This is a genomic window from Nesterenkonia natronophila, from assembly GCF_003595215.1.
Taxonomy (GTDB): domain Bacteria; phylum Actinomycetota; class Actinomycetes; order Actinomycetales; family Micrococcaceae; genus Nesterenkonia; species Nesterenkonia natronophila.
On sequence record NZ_QYZP01000001.1, the window covers coordinates 351,431 to 370,927 of the forward strand.

The following is a 19,497-nucleotide window of genomic DNA, read 5'->3' on the forward strand; positions in this document are numbered from 1 at the left end:
ATCACAGGTGAACGGTTGATATACGACGACGAGCGGCAACCAGTGATGATGCTCGCCGGGGCTGAAGTCTCCATGATCCCGCTTAGGATGGGGGTGATGGATAAGACACTGATCGGGAAGAAGCGCCGGGTGCGCAAGGTCAACCGGATTTTGGGAGAGACGTATCCCTATGCGGTAGCTGAGCTGGACTTCGGAAACCCGTTTGAGCTGCTGGTGGCGACCGTACTGTCGGCCCAGACCACTGATGTGCGGGTCAACTCCATCACCCCGGAACTCTTCTCCCGATACCCAGACGCCGCCGCAATGGCCGCAGCGGAGGAGTCGGAGCTATCCGAACTGATTCGTCCCACAGGCTTCTACCAGGCCAAGACTCGGTCCTTGCTGGGATTAGCTCACGCTCTGGTGGAGGCTCACGACGGCGAGGTTCCTGCTGATCTGGAGGCGCTGGTCAGACTTCCCGGAGTGGGCCGCAAGACAGCGTTCGTGGTGCTGGGGAATGCGTTTAATAGGCCCGGGCTGACCGTGGACACGCACTTTGGGCGGCTGGCGCGGCGACTGGGCATGACGGAGCAGACCGATCCGGTCAAGGTGGAGCATGCTGTGGCGGAGCTGTTCGAACCAAAGGACTGGACAGACCTGAGTCATCGTTTGATCTACCACGGCCGGCGGGTCTGCCATTCGCGGCGCCCGGCGTGTGGGGCGTGCCCTGTGGCGCACCTGTGCCCAAGCTACGGCACTGGAGAGACTGACGCGGAGGCCGCCCGCCAACTGTTGAAGTACGAGCTCGCCCCGGGTCGTGAGGAGCTGCACCACAAGCTGATGCAGGGGTTCACACGCCGCCAGCTCCGGTCTGAAGGGTATCCGCTCAGTGCCTAACAGGTTCCCGAACGACGACGCCGGAGCGAACCAAGATGCCAGGGGAGCCGAGCGCCTGCCACGGAGTCGTGCCGAACTCACTGACTCGTTGAGCGGACTGGTGGGTCTCGGAAACGAGTATGTTGCGCAGAATCCGGAGCAGGCGTCATCGGGCGTGTGGTGGTGGGGGGTGCCGTCCACCGAGGTGCACCGACACGTGAAGGTCACCGAGCCCTCCCGTGAAGCGGCAGTCCTAGCCCTGTTCTGGGTGGGAGAGGGAGGGCCCCGGGTGCTGCTGACAGAACGCAGTCCCGCATTGGCCAAGCACCCCGGACAGATCGCGTTTCCTGGTGGCGGAGCAGAACATTCTGACGCGGACTTGCCGGAGACTGCACTTCGCGAGGCTCATGAGGAGACAGGATTGGACCCCGCCCGCGCGAGGGTGCTGGGCACGCTGCCGGTGGCTCCCATCCTGACCAGCGGGTTCAATGTCACGCCGGTGATCGCCGTGGCCGAAGATCCCGGTCTCCTGGCTCCGCAGACGGGGGAGGTCTCCCGAGTGTTGAGAACCCGGGTAGCGGACCTCGTGGAGCCGGCGCATCGCTACACCGCTGTGGTGGTGCACCGCGGACCGCGCCTGCCCTCTCCGGCATTCCTCTACGGGGTCCAGCAGCCCGGACAGCAGTCCTCGATCAATGCTCGGGCCCATGCTGAGACCGGATCGAGGACACACGAACTCGACCAGACCGGAGCTTTCGTCTGGGGGTTCACAGGAACCCTTCTGGACCGGATGCTCACCCAGTTGGGCTGGGCAGGGGAGTGGGACCGGGCGCGCGAGATCGACCCCCGGCACTTTCGGCGTCACCCGCTGGACTGACCCAGGGCTCTCCACAGGTACGCACGTCGGAGATTGACGCGCGTGACTCTCCGCAGCGGGGGCTCTGGGCTCGTTGCTCGTGCCACACACCCGCCAGGCTTCTTGCCATGACACGAAACGGACGAGTCGCCCCGCGTCCGGACTCACCCAAACGTCAGTCCAGCGGAGAGCCTCTTGTAGTCCTTGTCGCGGAGGACCAGCGCCTCCGCGACGACATTGCCCTGATCGCGGCGGTGGTGGGTGCACGTTTAGAAACCTTCAAGGACTGGACGCAGGTGGCGCATTCCACCGTTGATTCGGCTGTGGGCGTCCTCTGTTCACCACGCTCGGTGCCGCAAACCGCCCTACGGGTTGAGCAGTGCCTCTTGGTAGGGCATGAGGCTGAGTCGGTGTGGTTGGCGGCAGCGAAGACTCCGGGTCTGCGGCCGGTGCCTCTGCCAGCGGGGGAGAAGTGGCTTACAGAGCATCTCGCCGCCGAAGTCCTCCATCGGGCCCAGGGCCGTATCTTCGCCGTTGCGGGGCCCACAGGCGGAGTGGGGGTGACCACGTTCGCCTATCTCTGTGCTGCTGAATTGGTTGCCCGCGGAATGACCCCGCTGTTGTTGGATGCGGCTGGCGGGCCCGGCAGCGGTCTCGCCGATCTGGTCCGCACGGCCCGCAGCCGGGGTCGAGTGAGCGGGGGCGCGCTGGATTGGCAGGAGCTGGAAGCCGTTGAAGGGGAGTTGTCGGCCCCCCAGCTGCGGGACGCTCTGCCCATCTGTGAAGGAATCAGCTATCTCACCGGTCTGACTGCGGGTCCTCGGAGGGACTCCACCCTCCGCGCAGCGGTGGGCGCGGCCCGGCGGACCTACGACGTCGTCGTCATTGACAGCGGCCATCAGGTTGCACCGCTGGAGAGCCTCGCCGAGCAGGTGGAGGACCTGTTGGTAGTGGTGCGGGCGTCCCGCAGAGGAGCTGAAGCAGCCCGGGAGCTGATTCAGGCTGTCCCACAGCGCCGAACGTATGTGGCGGTCAACGGCTCTGCGTCACCGGGATGGTGCGCTGCCGATGTAGGCAAGGCACTCGATCTGCCTGTGGTAGCCGACTTGCCCCAGCAGAGGTGGCTTGCCCGCAGCGATGAGCTGGCCCAGAGCTATGAGTTGTTGCGCAGTCGTCGGGGTGCAGAGCTGCTGAGCGGGCTTCTGAGCGGCGTGGGGATGGCGGATGCGTGAGCAGCAGCTCGAGGCGGTTCGGGAAAGGTTGACCTCTACGGCCGAACCAGTCACCGTGGAGCGGATTGCCGAAGCGGTTCGCGCCGAAGGTCTGGCGTTGGGCACGGGGACGACGGCGCAGCTCGTCAAGGCTCTGCGGAACGAGCTGGTTGGGCTGGGGCCTCTGCAGCAGTTCGTCGAAACGCCTGGCGTCACTGATGTTGTGCTCGACGGTCAGGGCCGGATTTGGACCGACGGGGAGCAGGGGCTGACCAATACCGGGGTCCAGGTCGGCTCCGAGGAACAGGCCCGTGCACTTGCGCGACGGTTGGTTTCTGTCGCCGGTGGTCGGCTCGACGAAGGCCACCCGTGCGCAGACGGAAAGATAGGCAGCTGTCGCATCCATGCGGTGATCCCGCCGATCGCCGTAGAGGGAACCATGATCTCGGTGCGGGTGGCTCGCGGCTCTACCGCGGGACTTCACGAGTTGGCTCGACACTGGAGGGAGCCTCACCATTGGTCCTCGGCGCTTCGTTCTCTGGTGTCCCAACGACGAAATTACCTCGTCTCCGGGGCTACAGGGTCCGGCAAGACCTCTTTGTTGGCGGCGATGCTCAGCGAGGTCTCCAGCGGTGAACGAATTCTGATCGTCGAGGACACTACGGAGCTGGCGCCGGACCATACCCATGTGCTTCATCTGCAGAGTCGGGGCGGCAATGTGGAGGGCGCCGGTCGGGTGGATATGGGGCAGCTGGTCCGTGAGACGCTGCGGATGCGGCCTGACAGACTCATTGTGGGTGAGTGCCGCGGCGCTGAGCTGCGCGATTTCTTAGCCGCGATGAACACCGGGCACGCCGGAGCCGGAGGAACCGTGCACGCGAATTCTCCACAGGCGGTGCCGGCCCGCCTGATCGCGATGGGCGCGCTCGCTGGCCTGACCCCGGAGGCCGTGGCTGTTCAAGCCGCTGCAGCTTTGGACGCGGTCGTCCACGTTGAGCGCCGTGCTGGGCGCCGCATGCCGGTGGCGCTCTCTGCTTTGCAGTACCACGACGGCAGACTCGCCATGGTGCCCGCGCTGACCACCGGTGGTGATGGGGTTGAGCGGGGGTCGGCATGGGAGGAACTGCTGGGATGATGCCCGTGTTGGTCCTCACCGCTGCAGGCTTCGCGGCTGCGCTGGTATTGGTCGTTGTTCCGGCTGGTGAGCACCCGAATACTGCCTCCCCCAGTTCGCCGAGCCTATGGCGGAGGTGGGGAGGGCAGCTGGAAAAGCGCTTCGGGCCCAGACCCGCACGGATGCGTAAGGAAGTTGCGGAGCTACTGCGGCAGTTCTCCGCGCTCCTGGTCTCAGGCCGCGGCGAAGGCCAGGCTTGGGAGGATCTGCGCCGCACTTGGCGGAGCAGAGACCCGGACCACACGTTGTTTCGTGTGAGCGCGCAGATTGCGGCCTCTGAAGCAGCCGGAACTGGCACCGCCGAAGGGCTCCGCCGCTATGTGGCGACACACTCCGACTCAGACCCGGAGCTGACTCGTCTGCTCAATCGACTCATAGCGGTGACGGCCCTCTCTGAGCAGACCGGCGCGCCGCTGTCGGAGTTGGTAGAGCAGCTCGCGGACTCCATTGACGAGGCCGCCGAACTCGCCGCTGCGGTGGAGACCGCGACGGCCGGTCCCAAGCTCACCCAACTGATCCTCACGCTTCTCCCTGCGGGCGGGTTGGTGTTGGGTCAGATCATGGGCGCCAGCCCCCTGGCGACACTTCTCGGCAGCAGCGTAGGCATCCTGTGCTTGACCGCGGGTCTGTTCCTCTTAGGTACAGGGAGACTGTGGAGTCGGCACATGATCCGGAAGGTGACGCGACGTGCCTGACCTTTTGGTTCTGCTGGCATCCCTAACCGCAGGGGTGGCTGCGTTGTTCGTACTGCCACCAGTTTCAGTCTCCAGAAGCTCTGTCAACCCCCTGAAGAGACTTCATCGGCGACGCCGGCGCGGTGGGAAATCTGGCGAGATGGCTGATGCTGGACTGCTGCTCGAGCTCACCGCGGCGCTTCTCTCGGCAGGGGTGGGCATTGAGGCGGCCCTGGCACGGCTTTCTGCCACCGTCCCAGGCACGGAGCCTCTGGCCGGTGTGCAACGGGCGCTCGCGGCGGGGGCCTCCTGGGAGCAGGCGACTGGAATGACTGCTGAGTACCCGCAGCTCCGTGTTTTCTGTGATCACCTGGGTTTCGCCTACGCTACCGGTGCTCCCAGTGCGCGCATGCTTCGAGCCGCCGCCCGCAGGGTCAGGTCCGAGCTCCGCCACGAGGCAGAGGCTGAAGCAGAAAAACTCGGGGTGAGAATGATGCTCCCCCTAGGTATGTGCTTCCTGCCGGCGTTCGTGCTGGTGGGTGTGGTGCCGGTAGTGGCGAGTATGCTCCCTGATGCCCTCGGATTCTGAGCCCAGAGGTCCAGTCACCAAGTGCACAAATCATGGTACTGGCCGCCTGCGAACCGGCATTACCTCCGGTATCGATCAGAAGCGGGATGAACAGGGCCAGCACCACTAGCCACATCGCTCGTCTTCGGGCCAGTCCGAGGACGGTAGCAGCCAGATAGGGCCTGGCAAGCGGTTCTGCACCACCGGCAGGGTAGGCGTTCTCAGCCCATAGGAGCCTTCATCGCGTCTGACTTGGGGATTACTATGAGAATTAGGACTGTTTGCGCGAGACGGGGGAGGACTCAACTGTGTCGAGATCCTTTCCCGTGGAAACGTCCTGTCCCCGCACCAGGTCCTTTCGGCCGTGGTGGTTCCTGGCTCTTACCTTTGTATGGACGTGGTCTTTCTGGTGGGCTGCTGTCTTGTCGGGTGGGAGTTGGGCCGATCCCCTTAGCTTTGGGCTTTTTGCGCTGGGCGGGGCGGGGCCGCTCCTGTCGGCCGCACTGTTGTTGCGGGTTGCTGGACGACGGCGGGAGGAGATGGACTTCTGGCGTCGGGTGGTCGATGTGCGCGTACTTGGGGTTCGAGAGTGGAGTCTCGTCGCAGTGGTGGCGCTCTTGCCTTCCGTGGTGGGGCGGGTCGTCTCCGGGAGTGACGGCCGCACGATCGTTCCCGGGGCCGTGCTGGTCTTGGTCGCTGCTGTGGTCGCTGGGATCCTCGAGGAGCCCGGGTGGCGCGGGTACGGCCTGGACGCATTCAATGACCGACACGGTGCTTTGGTCGCGGCGGGCATCATAGGCTGCGTCTGGGCTCTGTGGCACCTGCCGCTGTTCTTCCTCCCCGGGTCTTACCAAGCGGGGCTGGGCCTCGGGTCGGGCGGTTTCTGGTTGTTCGTATTTGGGCTGTTCGCGCTGTCATTCGTTTACGCGGCCGTCTATTTCGTTACCGGACGCAGCATCCTGGCGGTGGTCGTGTTGCATGCGGGGTCAAACGCGGCAGGGGAGTTAGTTTCCGCACCGGGTGAGCGGACTGTCGAGTCGGTCGTCACGTTGCTCATGACCCTGGTGGCAGTCATTGTGCTGGTGCGCCGTGTCCCGGGGTGACCGCGGCCCCGAGGCGCGCGGAGTCGCCCCGAGGTCGGAGAGGTGATGAGGATGAGGCCCTGCGCGCCAGACACCGGGTGGGTGCCGTGGTTTGGTCTGAGCCTGTTTGTGGCCGCCGCCTCGGCTGGGTATTTCTACAATCTCACCTTTGTGCAGCTGGGGTTGGTCGACCTGGGTGCACGGGTACTTGAACTGTCGGAGGGGAGAATCGCCCGGGCGATGGCCCTGTTGGCAGGTGTGACTCTATTCGTGGCGGTGGGCACGGGGTTGGTGATGCACCGTCGACGCTGGAGTGAGAGCTTCGAAATCAAGTTGCGACTGTTGGCTGTCGTGGTGGTTCTGCAGACACTTCTGACCGCCTTGGCTCCACTGCTGAGTAGTGAGGTGGGATTGATCGTTTGGATCGTGATCGCTTCGGTTGGTTTGGGTCTCGGAGTACCCAGCCTGTTCGGACTCACCTGCGACCTGGTGCCCACCCGTCACCGCGGCACTGTCGCAGCCGCGGTCACATCGGTGGCATTCCTGCCTGCTGCGGTCTTCTCCTCAGACTGGCGAATCGAACAGTTCGCCGCCCAGCTCTTGTGGTTAATGGTCCCCAGTGCGGTGGCCTTGGTTATTCTTGCGTTCGTTCCGTGGCCGGTGACGGCTGCACTCTCTGGACAGCACCGCTTGCCCCGTTACGGGCCCGGGCGTTTCGTGACTCAGGACGCGCGCGGAGGGCTGAGACGTGCGTTCACACTCTCCCTGGTGCTCATGTTCGGCCTTTACTTCGTCGACAGCTTGGGGTTCTTACGCGTTGTCGATACCCCCGTCTACATGGGTTCTGCATGGCACTCGACGGATTCTGGCACACTGTGGGCGATCGGAATCACGCACGTGATTGCTGCTGTACTCGCCGGAATTCTCTATCGAGCTCTGCCTCAAAGAGTCCTGCTGGGTTGGGTCTTCGGACTCTTCGCGCTTGTCCAACTCAGCTACGTGTTGCACGCGCTGACCACCCCGGAACTGCCACCCACCCTGGGTCTCCCACTGCTCTACGCAGTGGCGGTAAGCATCTACACTGTGCTGAACTTCTCGCTCTGGGCGGATTTTTCCACCCCGGCCACGATCGCGCGCAACACCGCCATCGGGGTCGGGGTTTCTGGCTGGCTGGCGACGTTTCTGAGCACCTCATTGTCGATCTGGTGGTCCGCGATTGAGCTTCCGTTCGCCGAGCACCTGAGGGCGGTGGCTGCGATCAGCCTGCTCTTGTTCAGCCTTTGCGTCCTTCTGTTCCTCCTCCCGGAGCGGCAGCGATTTCATCAGGAGGAGTCTTCATGACTACGGTTCCAGGCCCTCGCCTGCGGCCTCTACTTTCGATAGTGCTGGGGCTGGGGTTCTTGCTCGCTGGATGCGGGATGCCCGCAGAGGCAGGCCGTTACTCAGTGACGGTGATTACTCAGCAGCACCACGTGGTCGAAGGCGGTCAGGTTCTGTTCGGGGATACCGTGGTGCTCGGCGGGACGGTGGTTCTAGCCGAGGGGGCCGAGAACCGAGGGCCCGTGACCGTCCTCGCGGGTGAAGCGCGGATCAGCGGGGAGGTTAATGGGGACCTCACGGTGCTTGGCGGGGACGCGATTCTCACCGAAACCGCGGAGGTCAGCGGTGACGTCACAGCGACCGACGGTGCCCTCACCCTCGACGCCGGGGCCGTCATCGGGGGGAGCACCACAGACCAGCCCAGTCCGGTCACGGCGTTGGAAAGCAGCAGGCAACCTCTCGCCCCTGCGGAACGGGTGCTGAGGTTCGTGATTGTCATGATGGTCATGGCGGGTTTCGCTTGGCTCGTCGCTCACCTCGCGCCGCGACCGCTGCGCCGCACGGCCTCCGCAGCGACGGGTTTTCCGCTGACCAGCGGGGCGTTGGGTGCCCTGGTGCTTATCTCAGCCCTTCCACTCGTGGTATCGATGGTATTCACTCTGTTTCTAATCCCTGTCGCCGGTGTCGTGCTGATCGGCTTCGGGTTGACGTTGGCTTACGGTCTACTGGCCGTCGGATGCACGCTAGGAGCCCGCATCGCCCGCCATCTCGGGTGTTCTTTGTCGGCCCCCTGGGCAGCGGCGCTGGGCACCGCAGGACTTGTCGCGTGCCTGCAGATAATTGGTCTCATCCCGTTCCTGGGAGTTGCCGTAACAGGGATCGTGATCGTGGTCTCCATAGGGGCGGTCTTCCTCACTGGCTTTGGTATTCGCGGATATAACCCTCCTGATGACGAGCTCGAGCAGGGCAGCCCACGAGGTGTCAGTTCCTGATGGCACAGGAATCACGCTACCGGCTTCGCCAAACTCACTTGAGAGTGGCGAAGCCAAGGAAGCGCTCCGAACATCCCCCGGTCCCAAGATGGTGATCGAGCTCGCACCTACGTGGAGGGTGGAGATGCTGCGGCTGGAAGAGGCACGGTGGGGAGCACCCGAGGGAGTCTGCGAACTGGTGCAGGGACTCGTATCCGCGTCAGATGGGTGCTCCTAGTCGAGACTTTCCCTGGGTATGTGCTTCCTGCCGGCGTTCGTGCTGGTGGGTGTGGTGCCGGGAGTGGCGAGTATGCTCCCTGATGCCCTCGGATTCTGAGCCCAGAGGGCCAGTCACCACGCTCCGGCTACCAACTGTCTCCGCCCATCCATGAGCCTGTCGCTTACCACACCGCCAATGCTGAGGCGGCAGTGGCCAGCTGGTCACCTAGTACTGCGTTGGCGATCAGGAAGTAGATGATCAGACCGGTTGCGTCCACCAAGGTTGTCACCACTGGTGCGGAGAAGACCGCCGGGTCAATCTTCAGCCGCGTGGCGATCAGCGGCAGGATGCCTCCGACGCTGGAAGCCCAGAAGCAGACCACCAGCAATGTGAGCGAGATGATCAGCCCAATGTCAGTCCCATAGAAGATCGAGGCGATCGGGAACCCGATGGCTGCCAACATCACGCCTAGCAGCACTCCTACGCGGGCTTCCCTCCACAGGATTCTTGGCAAGTCTCGGAAGCGAACTTCACCCACCGCCAGTGCACGAATCATGGCACTGGCCGCCTGGGAACCGGCATTGCCTCCGGTATCGATCAGCAGCGGAATGAACAGAGCCAGCACCACCATCGATTCGAGTGTTTCCTCGAAGAACTCCAGGACGTTGACGGTGAGCACTGCGGCCAGAACCAGCACCAACAGCCACACCGCTCGGCTTCGGGCCAGTCCGAAGACGGTAGCAGCCAGATAGGGCCTGCCAAGCGGTTCTGCACCGCCGGCACGGTAGGCGTCCTCTGTGACTTCTTCTTCCAACGCTTCCATGGCGTCGTCCACGGTGATGATTCCGATGACTCGGTCTTCAGAGTCCACTACTGGCAACCCGAGAAGATCAGCATCCTGGATGAGTCGACCGGCGACTTCCCGGCTCTCATTCGCGGTGACGCTGTAGGCATCAGTGAGCATCACGTCCTGGACCGGGGTTCCCTGAGGGCTGGTGACAATGTCACTCAGTGAGACAATGCCTACGAGGCGCCGCTGCTGGTCAGTCACCGGCAACACTGAGTACTCATCAGAACGCCCGGGACGGTCCTGAAGCTTCTGCAGAGCTGCCTCACGAGTGCTCTCTGGAGAGACTGTCACCACAGCGGGGACCATCATGCGCCCCGCTGTGCCCTGCTCATATCCCAGCAGTTCAGCTGTAGTGTCTCGCTGGTCCCTGGAAAGACCTTCCATCAGCCGTGTCGCGACCTTGGCAGGGACTTCATCAAGGAGGCGGGCTCGACGATCGGCTGGCATCGCTTCGACCAGCTCTCTGACTCGTTCTTCCTTGAGCCCTTCGAGCAGGGTTCTCTGGTGTTCAGGATCCAGGCGTTCAAAGACCTCCAGGGCCTTGTCCTTCTCCATGAGCCGAAATGCGACGGCTTGCTCAGATGGATCAAGACGGCCAATCTCTTCGGTCACGCGAACGGCGTGGTTTCCATGGACCCAAGTGCGGACTTGGTCGGTGGCATTGGCGCCGATCAGGTCGCTCAGGACATCGGTGGACATGACAGTACTCCCTAAAACATCAGCCCAGGGACACGACTCTCCCCGGCTATATGGACTACGGGGCAAGCGACCATGCGCTTCTTCAACGGTGGATCAAGAACAGGTGACTAAGGACGCCGAACGTCAGCGATTCTGCCCCTCTAAGTTCCCACATTGGAGGCGCCACTGAGTATCCACACAGCATCCCCGATACGGGGCTACAGCAGCGAGATGGCAGTCAGCGACCGGGCTCAGAACAGTCGAGAGGAAGGAGGAAACGCGCGGTCGCCGCCCGGACTAGAAGATTCGTCCATGCCAGACTCCCCCCCCCCTCTCATCGATGCGGGGCCACAAAGCCACCGTGCTGCGGGACAAAAAGAATGTTCGCCTAAGAATGACATCACCAAATAAGCGCCTCTTGCGCGAACCGTTCTCAAACTAACATAGGCACTGATCTGAAACCAACCGCAGAAACACGACACGATCGACGCGAGGAAGGGAGCGCCGAGTCGCGTAATCTCACGTTCCACAAAATGTTCGGTAAGGGCCAAAGTTCGCAGGCGCTGGAGAGGCATAGCGAGTGAGGCCATCGCGCTCGTGGTAAGGATCGATCACAACCTCCAGGAGGCGGTGAAAAGGTACGAAGTCGCCTTCGGTTGCCGCGTCAAGGGCTTCTTCCACCAGGTGGTTTCGCGGAATGTATACAGGGTTGATCCTGTCCATCTGCTCTGCGTTCGGGGAAAGCTGGCGCCAGCCCTCCAGCCAGGTGTCGAGTGCCTCGACATCTAACGCCGTCTGTCGGACAGGTTCCATATCACCACGGGCGGCGTGATTGAGCGCCCGGAAAAAGGAGGTGTAGTCGACTGATTGTTCCTGCATGAGAAGGACCAGGTCATTAATCACCGGTGAGCTCACCTCCTCACTGAGGTCCTGGGACAGCCCGAGCTTGCTATTCATGCCGCGCAGCCAGGCAACGCTGTATTCACGTTGGAAGCCACCAAGGGCTTCCTGCGCCAGGGTGATGGCACGCTCTTCATCGTCGTCGAACAACGGAAGCAGTGTCTCGGCAAAACGGGCGAGGTTCCACTGGGCGATCGCGGGTTGGTTGCGGTAAGCGTAGCGGCCGTTCTGGTCGATAGAGCTGTAGACCGCAGCCGGGTCGAAGGTGTCCATGAACGCACAGGGGCCGTAGTCGATGGACTCCCCGGAGATGGCCATGTTGTCCGTGTTCATCACCCCGTGGACAAAACCGACCAGCATCCACCGAGCCACAAGCTGGGCTTGAGCAGAGGCCACCGAGGCAAAGAGTGCACGATACGGGTTCTCAGCATGTGCGGCCTCAGGGGCATGTCGGGTGATGGCATGATCGGCCAAGCGGCGGACCAGATCGGTTCCACCCGTGGCGCGGGCGTATTGGAAACTGCCTACGCGCAGGTGGCTTTTTGCCACCCGGGTAAGCAACGCACCCGGCAACGGTTTCTCGCGCTGCACCACCTCCCCGGTGGCGAGCACCGCCAGAGAACGAGTGGTAGGAATGCCGAGGGCGTGCATGGCCTCACTGATAACGTATTCGCGCAACATCGGACCGAGCGCAGCCAGACCGTCGCCAGCGCGGGCAAAAGGGGTCCGCCCTGATCCTTTGAGATGAATATCACACAGCTGGCCTCCACCGTCGGTGAGCTCGCCCAAGAGCAGAGCGCGGCCGTCACCCAGGCGCGGAGAGTACGAGCCGAATTGGTGGCCCGAGTATCCCTGAGCTACTGGCGCAGCACCGCGGGGCACTCTGTTGCCCGCCAGCAGTCGGAGGCCATCAGGGCTCTGCAATTCCGCGGGGTTCAGCCCCAGGTGTTCAGCCAGCGGTTTGTTGAGCGCAATCAGTCGTGGGGCGGTGACCGGCTTAGCTGACCACGGGATGGACAGCTCCGGGAACTCCCGAGCGAACCGGCTATCCACTGCAATATCAGGTCGTGCTGGGGCGCTCATAGGTGCGACACCTCGGATCCTTCTGCACATTAGAGAACTGACCTTATATGTCCAGCATATGTGGCAACACTGAAGTTTCAGCTTCAACCAAGAGGTAGCGACATCTGCGTAGGCCAAATGTGAAAACCTGGAGCACTACCAATGGAGCTGAGAAGAGCTCGTTTGCGTGAAGAAACGAACCAGGGAGACGGAGAATACAAGATGACTGCCACGCCCACGGTCCGACATGTAGAAGAAACAGAAGAAGAAAGATGGTCTGACACTCGCGCCAAGATCTCGTTCAGAACCACCATAGGAGACGGCGAAACTCCAACAGAAGGTCTGTGCTCAGGTGTGGCGCGCCTCGAACCCGGCGGATGGTTGAGCCTCCACCGTCATCCCGTGACAGAGGTGTACCAACTTCTCACGGGTCAAGGAGTTGTGACATTGGAAGACGTCGACCACGCGGTACGTGCCGGTTCCTGCGTGTATATCCCCCCAAATCGAGAGCACGGCATCCGAAACACCGGAAACGTTCCTCTTGAGTTTATGTTCGTGTTCCAGGCGGACTCCATCAACGACGTAGAGTACATCTGGTCTGAGAACTGACCTCTTCCACTTCATAGCGGGGCAGTCAGAGTGAGGCCTCCGGCGGCCCAGCCCGCGAGGATACGGTCGCGGTGAGCGGCCCCAGCGGGAGCGCATCAGGAAGGAGCGCAGACTCGACCTCGCGCGCGACAGTCACGGTCACTTCGGTGGGGAACTCGCCGCCCACAGTACACTCTGCCAACATCGAGCCGTTCCGCTGGGCGACCTGCTCAGCGACCGTGCAGGGATCGCCGGAGTTGAGGCCGCGTGCGGTGTCTGCGGCGGCCAGGGCCGCCAGGTCGGAAGCCCGGCCTGCCTGGGTCTTTGCCGCTGAAGCCGCCCCTAGGATCACCACGAGGGCAAGCAGCGTCATCAGAGCCGCGATTAACCCCAGCGCCACGATGGTTCCGGACCCTCTTTCCCGGCCGAGAAAGCGGCAAATCACCTGGAGGCGCCCACTCCGGCGAGGTGCTCTGTGCGGGCGTGCGCCTCGGCGCTCTGCTCGGCACTGAGCTCAATGAGCCCAAGCACGCGTATCGGCTGAGTGACCACCACAGCGGTGTACTGGCCCTCAGCAGCAATCGTGACGTCTAGCTGATCACCGGCTGTCTGCCGGAGTGTTTCCTCGGCCGTGGCTGCAGACTCTCCCCGGGCCAGCTCCCGGGCTGCGGCTCGTGCCCCCTCTTCCAGGGCTATCCGCGCCGCACCCTGCATCGCCAGGGAGAGAACAAGCAGCATCACCAACACGACACCAGGTATCGCAAGAGCGAATTCTGCCGTGACAGAACCTCGCTCTGAACTGTTGGCACCAAGATTTCTCTGCGCTGTCATGCTAGGCGTGTCTGCCTCACCCGGCGCCGAGGGCTTGCTGCACGATAGCCTCGAGCCAGCCGCGAACGGTATCTGACGTGAGGATGGCTGTAAGCAGGCCTGCGAAAGCCACCGCAGCCAGCATGACTATGCCATATTCGGCGGTCGCCAACCCTTCCTCCTCCTGATGCAGTGCGACCAGAAAACGCTCGGTGGAACCGTCATTCATGGTGTACTCCTTTCCGGAAAATGCCACATGCCGATCAGCAGCGGCTGATTCCACGGTGGACCAGCTAGTACCGAGGCTGAACCTCGCAGCGCAGCTGTGTGCACTGTCCGGAGTGTCAGTGAAACGCTGAGCCCTAGTGGGAAGAACCCTCCGATCACCTGCCTCATCCGTTAGTTGACCTAGGCAACTATGCTGGTCTCATGCATGAGTCAACACGCCCCGAACTGCTCGGCGACTTCGGAATGGTCGCCTCCACCCACTGGCTGGCGTCGCAGACAGGAATGAGCATCCTGGAGCGCGGCGGCAACGCCGCAGATGCGGCCGCAGCGTCCGGGTTTGCCCTCCAAGTGCTCGAACCCCACCTCAACGGCCCAGGTGGTGAGGTGCCCATTCTGGTTTGGTCGGAAACAGACCAGAAAGTAGAGGTCATCAACGGTCAAGGCACCGCTCCTCAGGCCGCCACCGTGAAGCGGCTGAAGGAGATGGGGTTGGACATCATGCCGGGCACGGGTCTCCTCTCCGCGGTGGTCCCCGGTGCGTTCGGCGCATGGCTGACTCTGCTTGAGCGCCATGGCAGCATGAGCCTCCGGGAGATCCTCAGCCCTGCCATCCGTTTCGCTGAGAAGGGGCACCCTGTGCTGGGGCGGGTGAGTCGCACCATCGAAACTGTGCAAGAACTCTTCGCTCAGGAGTGGCCGACCTCTGCCGCCACATGGTTGCCGGGAGGCGAAGTTCCAGCTCCCAACACCCGGTTCCGCAATACAGTGCTGGCCCGGACCTACACCAGACTCGTCGAGGAGGCCGAGGCTGCCGGAAGTCGGCGCGAAGCACAGCTCGACGCCGCCCAGCGGGCCTGGTATTCAGGGTTCGTAGCCGAAGCTATCGAATCGTTCTGCCGCGACAATCACGTCAAGGACACCAGCGGCCGGCGGAACCCTGGTCTGCTCACCGGTCAAGACCTCGCTGGCTGGCAGGCCCAGGTGGAAGAGCCCGCCACACTGGACTATCAGAACTACACCGTCTGCAAGACTGGCCCGTGGGGGCAGGGCCCCGTCATGCTTCAGCAATTGGCCATGCTGGAAAGCTATGGGTTGGATTCGGCGCCTGCGGGCTCCGCGGACTGGGTGCATGGGATCGTGGAGACCGGAAAGCTGGCCTTCGCAGACCGAGAGGCCTGGTACGGGGACCCCCGGTTCACAGATGTACCGCTGCAGGACCTGCTCAGCCCAGAGTACGCCCGGCAGCGTCGCACCCTGATCGACGACGCCACGGCCTCCCGTGAGCTGCGGCCTGGGGCGCCGGGCGGCCGCCAGCCGCAGCTGCCCCAGTACCCGGCTGCGAGTGCTGGCGGTGAAACCGCCGGTGTGGGCGAACCCACGGTGGCGCATAATGGTGACACCCGCGGGGACACCTGCCATGTCGACGTCGTCGACTCCGGGGGAATGATGGTGGCCGCGACCCCTTCCGGGGGGTGGCTGCAGGCCTCGCCCACTATCCCTGAACTGGGGTTCTGCCTCAGCTCCCGGGCACAGATGTTCTGGCTCCAGGAGGGCCTGCCCAACTCGCTGCGTCCAGGTGCACGTCCGCGCACCACGCTTTCTCCGTCGTTCGCTCTGCGGGACGGGAAACCGTGGATGGCGTTCGGCACGCCCGGTGGGGATTCGCAGGATCAGTGGAACCTGCAGTTGTTCCTCAACGTCGTACACGGTGGAATGAACCTCCAAGAAGCGATCGACGCGCCAGCATTACACTCCACCCACATCCCCAGCTCGTTCTACCCCCGGGAGTCGTTCCCCGCACAAGTGATGATCGAGGACCGGTTCCCGACCGCTGTGCTGGACGAGCTCGCCCGCCGGGGTCACGACCTCAAGATCGGAGGGCCGTGGACCGAAGGTCGGCTCTCCGCAGTGAGCAAGGAAGGTGAGTGGCTCCGCGCCGGTGCCAACCCCCGGGGTGCGCAGGGCTACGCAGTGGGCCGATAAGCAGCGTCTCTACTGCAAGAGGGGAGACTCTGCTCGGCGAGCGGGATCAGATGGACGGGGAACCGCTGAGCACCGCGCGGAGCAGATTGAGAGCTCCCTGCTTGTGGAGCGGAGAATTACGGTTGCCGCACTTGGGGGACTGTACGCAGCTGGGGCAGCCGTCTGGACAGCTGCAGGCCTCGATCGCAGCCGCGGTGGCGGCGATCCACTCCTGGGCAGTCTGGAAGCCCCGCTCCGCGAAGCCGGCCCCGCCCGGATGCCCGTCGTAGACGAAGATTGACGGAAGCTCCGTGTCACGGTGAAGCGCCGTGGAGACACCTCCAATATCCCACCGATCTGAGCTGGTCAGCAGCGGAAGCAGGCCGATCATCGCGTGTTCGGCAGCATGCAGCGCACCAGGGACATGCTCAACAATCACCCCCGATTGCTGCAGCGCGGTCTCTGGAGCGGTGATCCACATCGCTTGGGTGTGCAGCGTCGACGGCGGAAGGTCCAGCGGCTCGTCGGAGAGAACCTCTGAACTTCCCAGTGCTTTGCGCTGGAAACCGACCACCGTGCTGGTGACCTCTACTCTGCCGAAGTGCAGACCGAAGGCTCCCCAGGAGACGCACTTCAAGTCGTCCACCACGGAGATAGACGTGGTCTCCCGGGCCTGGGTGTAGAAGGGCGGATTCGCAGGGCTCACCAACACGGCGTTCTGCTCAGCGTCCAGCTCCTCCACGATGAAGCTGCGTCCCTGGTGCACGTAGACTGCCTGCGGATGGGCCTGCGGCTGGACCTGGGATGCCCCCATCTCCCCGATTACGGTGCCGTCCTCAGAGTTGACGATCGTGTACGGGCCATCCCCGTCGGAGCGAATCTTCACCCAGGAGGAGGCGGAGACGTCGTCATGGGCGAAGAACCAACCCCGGGGGCGGCGTCGCAGATGTCCCTGGTCAGTGAGAGCGTCCACCAACCAGCTCAGGCCGCTGAAGAGCCCGGTCTCTGCTACGTCCTCGGGAGTCAGCGGGAGCTCCTGCGCGGCGGCCAGCAGATGAGGAGCTGCCACGTGCGGGTTGTAAGGATCGGTGACGGCGTCTTCCACGGGGGTGTCGAAGATCGCCTCAGGATTCTCCAGCAAGTACGTGTCCAGCGGATCGTCGCCAGCGATGAAGAACGCCGCACTGCGCTGGTTCGTGTCCGCGGCCCTGCCTGCACGCCCCAGCTGTTGGAAGAACCCCGCTCTGGTTCCGGGCCAGCCTGCGATCACGACCGCATCGAGACCCGCGATATCGATCCCCAGTTCCAGGGCGGGTGTGGACGCCACACCCAGCAGCGCCCCTGACCGCAGGTTCTCTTCCAGCTCGCGCCGCTCCTCCCTCAGATACCCGGAGCGGTAGGTGGCGACCCGGTCTCGCAGAGCCGGGTCCACCTCGAATAGATGATCACGAGCCACGGCAGCAATGGTCTCCGCCCCGCGGCGGGACTTGATGAACGCCAGGGTCCGGTGCCCGGCGACCACCAACGAGGAAAGCACATCTGCAGCCTCCACAGTCAGGCTGCGCTTCAGCGGGGCACCATTGTCACCGGTGTTTTCCGAGGGGCTGGATTCCCAAAGGTAGACATCCACCGGGCCATGTGGCGACGCGTCCTTAGTCACCGGAAGCACGCTTGAACTCGCCTCACCGATCAGTCGGGAGAACGACGACGCCGGGTCACCGCTGGTGGCTGAGGCGCCGACGAACACTGGGTCCGCTCCGTAGGAACGCGCTGTCCTGCGCAGTCGACGCAGGAGAAGCGCCGTGTGCGAGCCGAAGATCCCACGAGCTGTGTGCGCCTCGTCGATGATCACGTAGCGCAGCCGGGAGAGGAACCTGGCCCAGCCTCGGTGGTTCGGCAGTATGCCGGCGTTGAGCATGTCCGGGTTCGTCAGCACCACGTTGGCATGCTGGCGCACCCACCGGCGCTCCTCCGGATCGGTGTCCCCATCGTAGGTGGCCGGTCTGATCCCCCCGGACGGGCCGATAACCCCGACTGTTTCGCCCAGCTCCTGCAAGGCATCGAGCTGGTCAGCAGCCAGAGCTTTGGTGGGGGAGAGGTAGAGGACTGTTGTGTCACCGGTCGGGTGTGCGGTGACTGTAGCTCCTGAGGGCGGTGCGCCCAGGATCGCGGCAAGACCCGGCAGCTGGGTCGCCAATGACTTCCCAGAGGCCGTCCCGGTGGCCACAATCACATGACGCCCGGAGTGCAGGGCCTCTGCGGCCTGCCGCTGGTGCAGATATAACTGCGGGACTCCCACCTGCCGGTAGGCGGCCCGCAGCTCTTCCGAAACCCAGTCCGGCCAGTCCGCAGTGGCGGCTTCGCGGGCCGGGAGACTCTGGATGCGCTTGATCGGGGAGCCCTCACCCACGCGCAGCGGGAGTCCGGCTGCGCGCAGCAGCTCAAACGCGGCGTCGTCGTGGGTCACCGCACCAGAGTAGACCGTTGCTGAGGTCGGCTGTGCTGCCGCCTACTCGTCCTCGTTGAACTCCTCATCAATCTGCGAATGCGAGGCGCGCGGCTTGCCGGGCGCAGAGGGAGAGCCGAAGACATGCACGTTGCCCAGGTGCGTCCAACCGAGGTACTCATACAGCTCTTTGCCATCGCCTGTGGCGACCAGAAGCCCCTCTGAGACATCGTGCTCGTGGGCGATCGCCAGCAGCGCGCGGGTCACGAACGTCCCCAGGCCCTGACGCCGGTAGTCCGGAGAGGTATAGATCCGATCCAGAATGCAGTAGTCGTCAACCACCGCCATCCGCCCGCGGGCGGCCACCTCATCCCCGTGGTTCACCGTGAAAAGGGTCCACCCGTCAAAGTCCTCACGTTCGGTGGTGTACGCCTCCGGTGTGATGGGGTCCTCCACGTCTTGAGTGCCCATATCTACCACCATCAGCTTCTCCTCATCGCTGATCAGCTCCAGGCCGTCGATCTCTTCGGCGCCGAGGATGTCCGAATCCGGCTCTGCTATCACAGTCAGCAGCCGTGAGGGACTCTTGTTCACCGCCGCGGAGACCTTGCGCAACTCAGTCTCCGCTGGGTCGAAGACCACGTACTCCCACTTCTCGGCATCTGCGCCCAGCCGTGCCGAATGTACTGCCCCCTCATGGCGCACTTCATATCCGTGGGTGCGGGCCCACCCGGTCACCCAGGTCTGGACAAGCAAGTCGCTCAGCTCGGACGTCATTATTCGCTCCATTCGTTCTCGGCCTGAAGAGAATCATGGCGATAGTCCTCAGGTCGGGGTCACCATCTAAGCCAGCTCGTGTTCACCCGAGCGATGCGGCTCCGGGAGGCTCCGACCGTCACGCCGAAGCCTGATTGTCAGAGTCCCTGCTCTATCTGTCCACTATCCAACATATATGCAGGATCACTAGTGCCGGTAGAGGACCCACGTAACAATCTGGTGAGCAAGGGCTGAGATGGCCCAACGCATCGTGCTCACGCCGCGT

General features: G+C 63.4%; 18 protein-coding genes. 11 read left to right on the forward strand and 7 right to left on the reverse strand.

Annotated elements, in window-relative coordinates:
• Positions 1-96 precede the first annotated feature (96 nt).
• From nth to D3250_RS01700, 9 genes are all read left to right on the forward strand, one after another.
• Positions 97-876 carry an endonuclease III gene (nth, locus tag D3250_RS01660; RefSeq protein WP_119902235.1) on the forward strand — a complete coding sequence of 260 codons (780 nt, stop codon included), beginning with the start codon at positions 97-99 and terminating at the stop codon, positions 874-876.
• Positions 869-1,732, forward strand: coding sequence for an NUDIX hydrolase (locus D3250_RS01665; RefSeq protein WP_158583035.1), 864 nt, complete (start codon positions 869-871; stop codon positions 1,730-1,732). Before nth ends, D3250_RS01665 begins: the two co-directional genes overlap by 8 nt.
• 107 nt (positions 1,733-1,839) lie before the next feature.
• Complete coding sequence (locus tag D3250_RS01670; protein WP_119901621.1) at positions 1,840-2,943, forward strand: CpaE/TadZ family protein; 1,104 nt, start codon at positions 1,840-1,842, stop codon at positions 2,941-2,943.
• A complete protein-coding gene (locus D3250_RS01675) occupies positions 2,936-4,057 on the forward strand; it encodes a TadA family conjugal transfer-associated ATPase (protein ID WP_119901622.1) in 1,122 nt (373 codons plus the stop codon). Before D3250_RS01670 ends, D3250_RS01675 begins: the two co-directional genes overlap by 8 nt.
• Positions 4,054-4,791: a type II secretion system F family protein gene (locus D3250_RS01680; RefSeq protein WP_158583036.1), complete on the forward strand. Its 738-nt coding sequence runs from the start codon at positions 4,054-4,056 to the stop codon at positions 4,789-4,791. The genes D3250_RS01675 and D3250_RS01680 overlap by 4 nt, the downstream gene beginning before the upstream one ends.
• 139 nt (positions 4,792-4,930) lie before the next feature.
• Positions 4,931-5,359 carry a type II secretion system F family protein gene (locus tag D3250_RS01685; protein WP_147383456.1) on the forward strand — a complete coding sequence of 143 codons (429 nt, stop codon included), beginning with the start codon at positions 4,931-4,933 and terminating at the stop codon, positions 5,357-5,359.
• 518 nt (positions 5,360-5,877) lie between these two features.
• The gene (locus D3250_RS01690; protein ID WP_119901625.1) at positions 5,878-6,441 is read left to right on the forward strand and encodes a CPBP family intramembrane glutamic endopeptidase; all 564 of its coding nucleotides are present in this window, start codon (positions 5,878-5,880) and stop codon (positions 6,439-6,441) included.
• Positions 6,442-6,492: 51 nt separating this feature from the next.
• Positions 6,493-7,761, forward strand: a complete 1,269-nt coding sequence (locus D3250_RS01695) for an MFS transporter (RefSeq protein ID WP_158583037.1) — start codon at positions 6,493-6,495, stop codon at positions 7,759-7,761.
• Positions 7,758-8,732, forward strand: coding sequence for a bactofilin family protein (locus D3250_RS01700; RefSeq protein ID WP_119901627.1), 975 nt, complete (start codon positions 7,758-7,760; stop codon positions 8,730-8,732). Before D3250_RS01695 ends, D3250_RS01700 begins: the two co-directional genes overlap by 4 nt.
• Positions 8,733-9,112: 380 nt before the next feature.
• On the opposite strand, the gene mgtE is transcribed toward D3250_RS01700, so the two are convergent.
• Together mgtE and D3250_RS01710 are read right to left on the reverse strand one after the other, a co-directional pair.
• Entirely contained in the window at positions 9,113-10,480 is a 1,368-nt protein-coding gene (mgtE, locus tag D3250_RS01705) for a magnesium transporter (protein WP_119901628.1), read from the reverse strand.
• 498 nt (positions 10,481-10,978) lie between these two features.
• Positions 10,979-12,442: a protein adenylyltransferase SelO gene (locus D3250_RS01710; protein ID WP_119901629.1), complete on the reverse strand. Its 1,464-nt coding sequence runs from the start codon at positions 12,440-12,442 to the stop codon at positions 10,979-10,981.
• 201 nt (positions 12,443-12,643) lie between these two features.
• On the opposite strand from D3250_RS01710, the gene D3250_RS11750 reads away from it, so the two are divergent.
• Positions 12,644-13,030, forward strand: coding sequence for a cupin domain-containing protein (locus D3250_RS11750; protein WP_225973080.1), 387 nt, complete (start codon positions 12,644-12,646; stop codon positions 13,028-13,030).
• A 25-nt stretch (positions 13,031-13,055) separates the two neighbouring features.
• Here D3250_RS11750 and D3250_RS01720 read toward each other — a convergent pair whose 3' ends face one another.
• Genes D3250_RS01720 through D3250_RS01730 form a run of 3 tightly spaced genes read right to left on the reverse strand, consistent with a single transcriptional unit; the run spans position 13,056 to position 14,048 of the window.
• Complete coding sequence (locus D3250_RS01720; protein ID WP_225973081.1) at positions 13,056-13,454, reverse strand: Rv3654c family TadE-like protein; 399 nt, start codon at positions 13,452-13,454, stop codon at positions 13,056-13,058.
• Positions 13,451-13,840 (reverse strand): TadE family type IV pilus minor pilin, encoded by a 390-nt coding sequence (locus D3250_RS01725; RefSeq protein ID WP_119901631.1) that lies wholly within the window; start codon positions 13,838-13,840, stop codon positions 13,451-13,453. The genes D3250_RS01720 and D3250_RS01725 overlap by 4 nt, the downstream gene beginning before the upstream one ends.
• A gap of 16 nt (positions 13,841-13,856) precedes the next feature.
• Entirely contained in the window at positions 13,857-14,048 is a 192-nt protein-coding gene (locus D3250_RS01730; protein ID WP_119901632.1) for a DUF4244 domain-containing protein, read from the reverse strand.
• Positions 14,049-14,248: 200 nt separating this feature from the next.
• On the opposite strand from D3250_RS01730, the gene D3250_RS01735 reads away from it, so the two are divergent.
• Positions 14,249-16,030 (forward strand): gamma-glutamyltransferase family protein, encoded by a 1,782-nt coding sequence (locus tag D3250_RS01735; RefSeq protein WP_119901633.1) that lies wholly within the window; start codon positions 14,249-14,251, stop codon positions 16,028-16,030.
• 46 nt (positions 16,031-16,076) lie between these two features.
• Here D3250_RS01735 and D3250_RS01740 read toward each other — a convergent pair whose 3' ends face one another.
• Both D3250_RS01740 and D3250_RS01745 read right to left on the reverse strand, forming a co-directional pair.
• Positions 16,077-18,476 (reverse strand): DEAD/DEAH box helicase, encoded by a 2,400-nt coding sequence (locus D3250_RS01740; protein WP_225973082.1) that lies wholly within the window; start codon positions 18,474-18,476, stop codon positions 16,077-16,079.
• Between the two features lie 42 nt (positions 18,477-18,518).
• Positions 18,519-19,232 carry a GNAT family N-acetyltransferase gene (locus D3250_RS01745; protein ID WP_158583039.1) on the reverse strand — a complete coding sequence of 238 codons (714 nt, stop codon included), beginning with the start codon at positions 19,230-19,232 and terminating at the stop codon, positions 18,519-18,521.
• Positions 19,233-19,497 lie beyond the last annotated feature (265 nt).

Coding starts and splice junctions, on each gene's coding strand:
- D3250_RS01745 (WP_158583039.1), bottom strand. CDS start 19,232: ATGACGTCCGAGCTGAGCGACTTGCTTGTCCAGACCTGGGTGACCGGG.
- D3250_RS01710 (WP_119901629.1), bottom strand. CDS start 12,442: ATGAGCGCCCCAGCACGACCTGATATTGCAGTGGATAGCCGGTTCGCT.
- D3250_RS01695 (WP_158583037.1), top strand. CDS start 6,493: ATGAGGCCCTGCGCGCCAGACACCGGGTGGGTGCCGTGGTTTGGTCTG.
- D3250_RS01675 (WP_119901622.1), top strand. CDS start 2,936: ATGCGTGAGCAGCAGCTCGAGGCGGTTCGGGAAAGGTTGACCTCTACG.
- D3250_RS01735 (WP_119901633.1), top strand. CDS start 14,249: ATGCATGAGTCAACACGCCCCGAACTGCTCGGCGACTTCGGAATGGTC.
- D3250_RS01670 (WP_119901621.1), top strand. CDS start 1,840: ATGACACGAAACGGACGAGTCGCCCCGCGTCCGGACTCACCCAAACGT.
- D3250_RS01685 (WP_147383456.1), top strand. CDS start 4,931: ATGGCTGATGCTGGACTGCTGCTCGAGCTCACCGCGGCGCTTCTCTCG.
- D3250_RS11750 (WP_225973080.1), top strand. CDS start 12,644: ATGACTGCCACGCCCACGGTCCGACATGTAGAAGAAACAGAAGAAGAA.
- D3250_RS01680 (WP_158583036.1), top strand. CDS start 4,054: ATGATGCCCGTGTTGGTCCTCACCGCTGCAGGCTTCGCGGCTGCGCTG.
- nth (WP_119902235.1), top strand. CDS start 97: ATGGATAAGACACTGATCGGGAAGAAGCGCCGGGTGCGCAAGGTCAAC.
- D3250_RS01730 (WP_119901632.1), bottom strand. CDS start 14,048: ATGAATGACGGTTCCACCGAGCGTTTTCTGGTCGCACTGCATCAGGAG.
- D3250_RS01725 (WP_119901631.1), bottom strand. CDS start 13,840: ATGACAGCGCAGAGAAATCTTGGTGCCAACAGTTCAGAGCGAGGTTCT.
- D3250_RS01690 (WP_119901625.1), top strand. CDS start 5,878: ATGGACTTCTGGCGTCGGGTGGTCGATGTGCGCGTACTTGGGGTTCGA.
- mgtE (WP_119901628.1), bottom strand. CDS start 10,480: ATGTCCACCGATGTCCTGAGCGACCTGATCGGCGCCAATGCCACCGAC.
- D3250_RS01700 (WP_119901627.1), top strand. CDS start 7,758: ATGACTACGGTTCCAGGCCCTCGCCTGCGGCCTCTACTTTCGATAGTG.